Origin of the sequence: Salinicola avicenniae, from assembly GCF_023736115.1 — a bacterium.
GTDB classification, from domain to species: domain Bacteria; phylum Pseudomonadota; class Gammaproteobacteria; order Pseudomonadales; family Halomonadaceae; genus Salinicola; species Salinicola avicenniae.
This window is the reverse complement of record NZ_JAKQZC010000008.1, coordinates 92,499-102,210: the sequence shown is the minus strand read 5'-3', so window position 1 is coordinate 102,210 and position 9,712 is coordinate 92,499. Positions and strand designations below refer to the sequence as shown.

Below are 9,712 nucleotides of genomic sequence, written 5' to 3'. Positions count from 1 at the left end.
GCTTTGCTGCGTCGCGTCAAGTGATTTATTCAATCAAATCAAACGCTTGGCTTTCTTCTTCACTGCCGTCGAAACCCTGTCTCGTCGTCAGCGGATGCGTACTTTACGGACCCAACGCCGAATTGGCAAGGCCTGTTTGCCAAAAAGTTGCCGGGCGAAATCGGCGGGGGCTTACGGCTACCCTCTAGCCTGCGTCATACGGGCTTTTCCGCACCTCCATTTCCCCCCATCCGAAAGAGACAGCATCTGCAATCACTTTGGCGCCTGAACTGACAGTGCCCACAAAAGGCGGGCACTGTCATCATTGCACTGGGTCGCACGGCACCGGTTCGGTCAGTCGTCCTGCGGGACCTCGCCCGTGCCGGCCTGTCGCTTCGCCTTCTGCGACTTGCGCAGACGACCGATGGCGAACAGCGGCCCGGAAACCACGTAGCAGCCGAAGAGCGTAAGCAACATGACCGACGGCTCGATCGAGATCAGCACGAAGAGCAGCACGATGGCCAGCAGGAAGACGAACGGCACCGGCCCCTTGAAGTCGATCTCCTTGAAGCTGTGGTAGCGCACGTTGCTGACCATCAATACACCGGCGGCCGCGACCACGATGGTCATCAATACCTTGAAGCCGAGCGACTCCGCATCGAAGGTGTGAAAGACCCAGACACAGCCTGCCACGACGGCCGCCGCGGACGGACTAGGCAGTCCGACGAACCACTTCTTGTCGGTACTGCCGATCTGCACGTTGAAACGCGCCAGTCGCAGCGCCGCGCCGGCGACGAAAATGAACGCCGCGATCCAGCCAATCTTGCCGACATCCTGCAGAATCCAGGTAAAGGCAACCAACGCCGGCGCCATGCCAAAGGAGACCATGTCAGCCAAGCTGTCGAATTCGGCACCGAAGGCACTCTGCGTATTGGTCAGCCTCGCGACACGACCGTCGAGCCCGTCGAGCACCATGGCGACGAAAATGGCAATCGCCGCTTTGGCGTAGTCGCCGTTGATCGCCGCGACGATCGAGTAGAAGCCGGCGAAGAGCGCCGACAGGGTGAACAGGTTGGGCAGCAGGTAGATACCGCGTCGGCGGATCCGCTTGCCGTTTTCCACCGTCTCCTCGATAACCTCGTCCTCGTCATCGAACAGCGGCGAGGTCGCACCAATGGTGATCGTCTCGGGCTCCTGCTCGGAGTGGCGGTCGTCCTGCGTCATGGCGGGAAATCCTTTGATGTCGTTGCGCTGGGGCACGTTAGCGCGCCCATTCTACAGCCTAGCGGGAATCTCGACAGATGCCCGCCACGAGGGCACAACGCAAACGGGGCGCGACTTGTGTCGCGCCCCGCGGCGTTACCGAACGGATCGTGCGATCAGTTCTTGTCCTTGTCGACCAGCTGGTTGGCAGCGATCCACGGCATCATGCCGCGCAGCTTCTCACCCACCTGCTCGATCGGGTGCTCCGCCGTCTGACGACGACGCGCGTTGAGCGAGGCGTAGTTGCAGGCGCCTTCGGCGATGAACATCTTGGCGTACTCGCCGTCCTGGATGCGCTTGAGCGCGTTGCGCATCGCGCCCTTGGAGTGCTCGTTGATGATCTCGCGGCCGGTGACGTACTCACCGTACTCGGCGTTGTTGGAGATCGAGTAGTTCATGTTGGCGATGCCGCCTTCATACATCAGGTCGACGATCAGCTTGAGTTCGTGCAGGCACTCGAAGTAAGCCATTTCCGGCGCGTAGCCCGCTTCGGTCAGCGTCTCGAAGCCCGCCTTCACCAGCTCGACCGCACCACCGCACAGCACGGCCTGCTCGCCGAACAGATCGGTTTCGGTCTCGTCCTTGAACGTGGTCTCGATGATGCCGCTGCGACCGCCACCGATCGCCGCCGCGTAGGAGAGCGCGATCTCCTTGGCCTGACCGGAGGCATCCTGATGCAGCGCGATAAGATCCGGAATGCCGCCGCCACGCACGAACTCGGAGCGTACGGTGTGGCCCGGGGCCTTCGGCGCGATCATGATCACGTCGAGATCGGCGCGCGGCTCGACCTGGCTGTAGTGGATATTGAAGCCGTGCGCGAAGGCGATGGTGGCGCCTTCCTTCAGGTTAGGCTCGATCTCCTGCTCGTAGATCGTCTTCTGGTTCTCGTCCGGCGCCAGAATCATGACGACGTCAGCGGTCTTGCAGGCCTCGGCGACACTGGCCACCTTGAGACCGGCGCTTTCCGCCTTGGCTGCGGAAGACGAGCCCTTGCGCAGCGCCACGGTCACGTCGACACCGGACTCTTTCAGGTTATTGGCATGGGCATGGCCCTGAGAGCCGTAACCGACGATCGTGACCTGCTTGGCCTGAATCAGGGAAAGGTCACAATCCTTATCGTAATAGACGCGCATGGCGGACTCCGAAATCAATTCTGGTGAACGGGTATTGCGTTATCTGTGTCAGCGTTGATGGCCACCGGCGCCGTCTCGTGCGGCGCTCGCATGACGTTGGCTTCATCTGCCGCCACTAGGCTGGCGAAAACGAAGCAAACGTCGAGCCTGCCGCCACGATAAGCCAGGCATCTCGTTGCGTAAAACGCTATATTTGCAATGCAATATCTCAGGAATCGCAACGATGGACGCTCGCCCGCTCAACCACTTTCTCGCGCTGGCCGACCACCTGCATTTCGGCCGCGCCAGCAACGTCTGCCACGTCAGCCCATCGACGCTTTCGCGCTCGATCCGTCAGCTCGAGACGGAGCTCGGCGTCACATTGTTCGAGCGCGATAATCGGCATGTCACGCTGACACGCGAAGGCCAACTGTTCCACGCCTATGCACGTGATGCCCTGGAGCAGTGGCAGGCCCTGCAGCACACCCTGATGGAGGAAACCCGGGAACTGGCCGGAGAGATCAGCATCTACTGCTCGGTGACCGCCAGCTACAGCTTTCTCTACCGCCTCTTGAGCGCGTTTCGCCTGCGCCATCCGCGGATCGAGATCAAGCTGCACACCGGCGATCCGGCCGATGCCATTGCGCGCGTCCAGGCCGAAAGCGAGGACATGGCCATCACCGCCCGCCCCAGGAGCCTGCCCGATACACTCGCGTTCAAACCGCTGGCCACCTCACCGCTGGTCTTTATTGCACCGCGCGACGGCGCCGAATGGCTACCGACCACGCCGGAAACCCCCGATGCCGCGCAGTGGAAACGGGTGCCGATGATCCTGTCAGAGGCGGGGCTGTCGCGGGACCACGCCGATACCTGGTTTCGCGCGCTCGGCATTACCCCGCGCATTTATGCACAGGTCGCCGGCAACGAGGCGATCGTCAGCATGGTCGGGCTCGGCTTCGGCGTCGGTATCGTCCCGCGTATCGTGCTCGACAACAGCCCCCTGCGCGAGCGTATCGCGATCCTGCCGGTGAAGCCGGAGCTGCCGCACTACGACGTTGGCCTCTGCGTACTCAAGCGACGCCTCAAGAACGCGCTGATCGATGCCCTCTGGGCTCAGCTACCGGGATAGAGACACACGCGGGACGCCCAAAAAAAGCGCCCGCCGGCATCACTGCCGTCGGGCGCTTGTCGAGGTCATGCCGGTGGCTAGAGCGAGAGCAGCTTGTCGCCGCGCGCAATGCCGGAGACCCCGGTCCGCGCCACTTCCAGAATACCGATCGGCGCCATCGCCTGCACGAAGGCGTCGAGCTTGCCGCCATCCCCGGTGATCTGCACCGTATAGACGCTCGGCGTGACGTCGACGATCTGCGCGCGGAAGATATCCGCGGTGCGCTTGACCTCGTCGCGCGCCGCCCCCAGCGCCTTGACCTTTACCAGCATCAGCTCGCGCTCGATGTGGTTGCCCTCGGTCAGGTCGACCAGCTTGACCACGTCGATCAGCTTGTTGAGATGCTTGGTGATCTGCTCGATCACCCGGTCATCACCCACGGTCGTGACCGTCAGGCGCGACAGCGACGGCTCTTCGGTCGGCGCCACGTTCAGGGTTTCGATATTGAAGTTGCGTTGGGAGAAGAGCCCCACCACGCGGGAGAGCGCACCCGGTTCGTTCTCCAGCAGAATCGAGATGATATGGCGCATCAGGTCCGCTCCGTCTTCGAAAGCAGCATGTCACGCATGGAGCCGAGGGGCACCTGCATCGGATAGACGTGCTCGAATGGATCGACATAGATGTCGAGGAACACGAGCTCGTTGGTATCGGCAAAGGCGCGCTCCAGCGCCGGCGCCAGCTCCTCGTGCGTTTCCACCTTGAGCGCGGTGAAGCCATAGGCCTCGATCAGCTTGGCGAAGTCCGGCAGCGACTCCATGTAGGAGTGCGCGTGACGCGACTTGTAGTTCAGATCCTGCCACTGGCGCACCATGCCGAGCGACTGGTTGTTCAGATTGACGATCTTGACGCCGGCACCGAACTGCTTACAGGTCGACAGCTCCTGCATCATCATCTGAAAGCTGCCCTCGCCAGTGAAACAGACCACATCATCCTGCGGATAGCTGAGCTTGACGCCCATCGCCGCGGGGAAGCCGAAGCCCATGGTGCCGAGACCGCCCGAGGTGATGAAACGATTCGGCTTGGCGAACTTGTAGTACTGGGCCGCGAACATCTGGTGCTGACCCACGTCCGTGGTCACGAACGCCTCGCCGCGGGTCGCGCGGTAGACCGCCTCGATCACTTCCTGCGGCTTGAGCGCCTCGCCCGGCTTGGAGGGTTCGTAAAGCTTGCCCTCGCGCTCGGCGCGCCAGCCGTCGATGCTCTGCCACCACTCGGCCAGCGCCTCGGGAGCCGCCGACTCGCGCGCCTGCAGCAGGCTGATCATCTCGTTGATGACGCTGCCCGCCGCTCCGACGATCGGCACGTCCGCCCGCACGGTCTTGGAGATCGAGCTGGGGTCGATATCGACGTGCACGATCTTGGCCGTGGGGCAGAACTTCGAGGTATTGTTGGTCACGCGGTCATCGAAGCGCGCCCCGATGGCGATGATCAGGTCGGCATGGTGCATCGCCATGTTGGCTTCATAGCTGCCGTGCATGCCGAGCCAGCCCAGCGATTGACGGTCGCCCTGCGGATAACCGCCGATCCCCATCAACGTGGTGGTGATCGGAAAACCGAGTCGCTGGACCAAGTCCGTCAGCGCCTCCGAGGCACGCCCCGTGACAATGCCGCCGCCGGTGTAGAAGACCGGGCGCCGCGCCTTGAGCATCATCTCGACCGCTTTCTTGATCTGCCCGGTATGCCCGCGGGTGACCGGGTTGTAGGAGCGGATCTTGACCTTCTTCGGGTAGACGTACTCGTAGCGCTCGGTGGGCGCAGTCATGTCCTTCGGAATATCCACGACCACCGGCCCCGGACGACCGGTCGCGGCGAGATAGAACGCCTTCTTCAGCACCTCGGGAATCTCGCTGGGATGCTTGATCGAGAAGCTGTGCTTCACCACCGGGCGGGTCACGCCGACGATATCGGTCTCCTGAAAAGCATCCTCGCCGATCAGATGACTGGCGACCTGGCCGCACAGGACCACCATCGGAATCGAATCCATGTAGGCAGTCGCAATGCCGGTCACGGCATTGGTCGCGCCAGGGCCGGAGGTAACCAGAACCACGCCGGGCTTGCCGGACGCGCGTGCATAGCCGTCGGCGGCGTGGGTGGCGGCCTGCTCATGGCGGACGAGGATGTGCTGAACGCTATCCTGACGGAACAGGGCATCGTAGATATGCAATGCCGCCCCGCCCGGATAGCCGTAGATACGCTCGACGCCTTCATCCTTCAGAAAGCGGGCGATCATATCGGCGCCGGAAAGTAATTCCACTGCTGAGTCTCCCCTGGAGGTTCGAGTGCCACTTCGCTTTTCCTTCGGCGGGAAGCGTAAAAGCGAAGCTCAATCGCGGCGGTACGCCGCTGCCGATGTCGAATCGGCGCCTGATGCCATCATCCTGGCGGCTGGGCCCGGGGTGGGGACCCGCACTCATAGGCGCCGGACAAGCCGTTGGCCGGCCCGATGCCTGGCACGGCAGATCGCCGTGTCGGGGTTGGCGGGAACAGGCGGTTGGCCCGTGCCCCTATGTCCTGAGAAAAAATCCTGAGAGAGCGTGCTGAGCCAGCCCTCCCGACAGGCGGGTAAAGGCCACACAGGACCTACCCTTCACGCAGCGGCCGGGGATCGCCCGAAATGACTGCGCCCGCCATCAGGAATCGCCTAGATTCCACCAGCGCCCCCGGGCTGTCAACCTCCTATCCTGGCCGATGCAGCGGACCTGGCAAAAACCACTGCATGACATCCAATCCGCCGACTAAAGTCTTAGCGAACGGGATGATGACCGCACGACCCGACTGCGGGTTCAGGCCGAGCGACGCCGGCAGTCGCAGATGAGCCATAAAAAAGCCCGCGACGCTTGGCGCCGCGGGCGGAAAGACGGTCAGGACGCGACCGTTCATCGTCGGTCGACGGCGGCCCGTGCCGCCGTCGGAAAGCCCCTCGCGTTTAACGCGAGGCCTGGTTACTTGGTGAAAACGAGATGATCGCCCTCGGCGGTGACCCGGATGGTATCGCCCGGGGCGAACTCGCCCGACAGCAGATCCTGCGCCAGCGGGTTCTCGATCCGGCTCTGGATCGCGCGCTTGAGCGGACGCGCCCCGAAGACCGGGTCGAAGCCGACCACGGCCAGCTGCGCCATGGCTTCGTCGCTGATCTCTAGGGCCAGGTCGCGTTCGGCCAGCCGATGGCGCAGTCGATCGAGCTGGATCGAGGCGATGGCCTGGATCTGCTCCTGACCGAGCGCGTGGAAGACCACCACTTCGTCGATACGGTTGATCAGTTCCGGGCGGAAGTGGTTGCCCACTACCGTCATCACCGCATCACGCATCGCCGCATAGTCGGCGTCGTCGCCACCCATACGCTGAATCACGTCGGAGCCCAGGTTCGATGTCATCACGATCACGGTGTTGCGGAAGTCCACCGTACGACCCTGACCATCGGTCAGGCGACCATCCTCCAGCACCTGCAGCAGGATGTTGAAGACATCCGGGTGCGCCTTCTCGACTTCATCCAGCAGCAGTACCGAATAGGGCTTGCGGCGTACCGCTTCGGTCAGATAGCCGCCCTCCTCGTAACCGACATACCCCGGCGGTGCGCCGATCAGTCTCGCCACGGAGTGCTTCTCCATAAACTCGGACATGTCGATGCGCACCATGGCCTCCTCGGTGTCGAACAGGAAGCTGGCGAGCGACTTGCACAGCTCGGTCTTGCCCACCCCGGTCGGCCCGAGGAACAGAAACGAGCCGTTGGGCCGGTTGGGGTCGGCCAGGCCGGCGCGTGAACGTCGCACGGCGTTGGAGACCGCATTGACCGCCTCGTCCTGCCCGATGACACGCTCGTGCAGTGCCATTTCCATCCGCAGCAGCTTGTCGCGCTCGCCTTCGAGCATCTTGGCGACCGGAATCCCGGTCCAGCGCGAGACCACCTCGGCGATCTCCTCTTCGGTGACGTTGGAGCGCAACAGGCGATGATCGGCCGCGTCGCTCTCCTCACCTTCATTCTCGCTGCTCTCGGCAATCTGACGTTCGAGCTTCGGGATGACGCCATACTGCAGCTCGGACATGCGCCCCAGGTCGCCCTGGCGCCGTGCCGCTTCTAGGTCGATACGCGCCTGCTCCAGCTCGGCCTTGTACTGGGCGGCCCCCTGGATGCTCGCCTTCTCGGCCTTCCAGACTTCGTCGAGATCGGCATACTCGCGCTCCAGCTCGCCAATCTGCGTCTCGAGATTCTCGAGCCGCTTACGCGACGCCTCGTCAGTCTCCTTCTTCAGCGCCTCGCGCTCCATCTTGAGCTGGATCAGACGCCGATCGAGACGATCCATCTCCTCCGGCTTGGAGTCGAGCTCCATGCGGATGCGCGACGCCGCCTCGTCGATCAGATCGATCGCCTTGTCGGGCAGCTGGCGGTCGGTGATATAGCGCGTCGACAGCTTAGCGGCCGCAATGATGGCCGAGTCGGTGATATCGACACCGTGATGCACCTCGTAGCGCTCTTTCAGCCCACGCAGGATGGCGATCGTATCCTCCTCGCTCGGCTCGTCGACCAGCACTTTCTGGAAACGACGCTCGAGCGCGGCATCCTTCTCGATATACTGGCGATACTCGTCGAGCGTGGTCGCGCCGACGCAGTGCAACTCGCCGCGGGCCAGCGCCGGCTTCAACATGTTGCCGGCATCCATGGCGCCGTCCGCCTTTCCGGCACCGACCATGGTATGCAGCTCGTCGATGAAGAGGATGACGCGCCCCTCTTCCTTCGCCAGTTCATTCAGCACCGACTTCAGGCGCTCCTCGAACTCGCCGCGGAACTTGGCGCCGGCGAGCAGCGCGCCCATATCGAGCGACAGCACGCGCTTGTCCTTGAGTCCCTCCGGCACTTCGCCGTTGACGATACGCTGCGCCAGTCCCTCGACGATGGCGGTCTTGCCGACCCCGGGCTCGCCGATCAGCACCGGATTATTCTTGGTGCGCCGCTGCAGCACCTGAATCGTGCGACGAATCTCGTCATCGCGACCGATCACCGGGTCGAGCTTGCCATCATGGGCACGCGCGGTCAGGTCGAGCGTGTACTTCTCCAGTGCCTCGCGCTTCTCCTCGGCGTTGGCATCGTCGACGTTGGCACCGCCGCGGACCTCGCTGATAGCCGTGGCGAGGCGCTTGCGGTCAAGCCCGGCCTGGGTCAGCACCTTGGCCACACCGCTCTTCATGTCGAGCGCCGCGAGCAAAATCAGCTCGATCGCGATGTATTGATCGCCACGGCTCTGCGCCTCGCGGTCGGCCAGGTTGAATAGCCGCGCCAATTCCTGACTCATGCTGACGTTGCCGTCGAACTGCCCCACTTCGGGCAGATTGTCGAGATGGTTCGACAGCCCCTCGCGCAGCCGGCTGACGTCGCCGCCGGCCTTCTGAACCAGCGCTTTGACGCCGCTGTCGCGCATCTCGAGCAGCGCCAGCAGCAGGTGGCCAGGGTCGAGCTGATTGTGTCCGCGCCCCACGGCCAGCGACTGCGCTTCGGCCAGGGCATTCTGCAGCTTGGTCGTCATGCGATCCATACGCATACGTTCACCTCCAAGAGCCGCCTCTCGGCGTGAGGCAGCGTGTTAGTTCATCAGTTGACACTAAAATGGAGGTATGTTTGGACTTTTCAAGCGCGTCGAATGAAAAATTCGCTGCGCCATCTTGCCGCAGGCGAATGGCATTCATGACCCGAGGCACCCCAAAGCGTATGCTGAAGCGTTGGAGCGCCCGAATCCGCGCGGGAGCCGAATTTCTGGAGAGGGCGCTATCTCGGCCCGCTGCTCGATCCAGCGCTGGCATGACAACCAATGAGAGCGACGATGGTGACACTCACGGATCGACAACAGGCGATAGCGGGGCTGGTGATGTTCGGCGCTTTGCTACTGGCCTTCGTGATTCATCTGATCTATCGCCTTTACACCGTCCGACGCTACGACCGGCAACTGTCGCAGGCAGGCGTGCCGCCCGCGCACTTCGATCTCATGGGCGGGCGCATCTGGCTATATATGCGAGCGGCATTCACGCCGAACTGGTTCGATCGGCATCAGCGTCGACAATATCTGTTCGATCCGGCATTACTCGCCCCCGTGATCACCCGCCTGGACAAACTGCTGATGGTGACGCAGCTCGTCCCATGTGTGCTGTTTTTCGGACTGCTGCTGTTTTTCAAGCTCGGCACGTGAGTTTCGGTCGGTGG

Annotated in this window: 7 protein-coding genes; 2 read left to right on the top strand and 5 right to left on the bottom strand. The window is 62.9% G+C overall.

Annotated features, from left to right (window positions below):
- Positions 1-333 precede the first annotated feature (333 nt).
- Both pssA and ilvC read right to left on the bottom strand, forming a co-directional pair.
- Complete coding sequence (gene pssA / locus MC381_RS18110; protein ID WP_251979157.1) at positions 334-1,203, bottom strand: CDP-diacylglycerol--serine O-phosphatidyltransferase; 870 nt, start codon at positions 1,201-1,203, stop codon at positions 334-336.
- A 155-nt stretch (positions 1,204-1,358) separates the two neighbouring features.
- Complete coding sequence (ilvC, locus tag MC381_RS18105; RefSeq protein ID WP_251979156.1) at positions 1,359-2,375, bottom strand: ketol-acid reductoisomerase; 1,017 nt, start codon at positions 2,373-2,375, stop codon at positions 1,359-1,361.
- Positions 2,376-2,598: 223 nt separating this feature from the next.
- On the opposite strand from ilvC, the gene ilvY reads away from it, so the two are divergent.
- Positions 2,599-3,483: an HTH-type transcriptional activator IlvY gene (gene ilvY, locus MC381_RS18100; protein ID WP_251979155.1), complete on the top strand. Its 885-nt coding sequence runs from the start codon at positions 2,599-2,601 to the stop codon at positions 3,481-3,483.
- A 77-nt stretch (positions 3,484-3,560) separates the two neighbouring features.
- On the opposite strand, the gene ilvN is transcribed toward ilvY, so the two are convergent.
- From ilvN to clpB, 3 genes are all read right to left on the bottom strand, one after another.
- Complete coding sequence (ilvN, locus tag MC381_RS18095) at positions 3,561-4,052, bottom strand: acetolactate synthase small subunit (RefSeq protein WP_251979154.1); 492 nt, start codon at positions 4,050-4,052, stop codon at positions 3,561-3,563.
- The gene (locus MC381_RS18090) at positions 4,052-5,776 is read right to left on the bottom strand and encodes an acetolactate synthase 3 large subunit (RefSeq protein WP_251979153.1); all 1,725 of its coding nucleotides are present in this window, start codon (positions 5,774-5,776) and stop codon (positions 4,052-4,054) included. The genes ilvN and MC381_RS18090 overlap by 1 nt, the downstream gene beginning before the upstream one ends.
- A gap of 688 nt (positions 5,777-6,464) precedes the next feature.
- Positions 6,465-9,056, bottom strand: a complete 2,592-nt coding sequence (gene clpB / locus MC381_RS18085) for an ATP-dependent chaperone ClpB (RefSeq protein ID WP_251979152.1) — start codon at positions 9,054-9,056, stop codon at positions 6,465-6,467.
- A gap of 279 nt (positions 9,057-9,335) precedes the next feature.
- On the opposite strand from clpB, the gene MC381_RS18080 reads away from it, so the two are divergent.
- Complete coding sequence (locus MC381_RS18080; RefSeq protein WP_251979151.1) at positions 9,336-9,698, top strand: hypothetical protein; 363 nt, start codon at positions 9,336-9,338, stop codon at positions 9,696-9,698.
- The last annotated feature ends 14 nt before the right edge of the window (positions 9,699-9,712 follow it).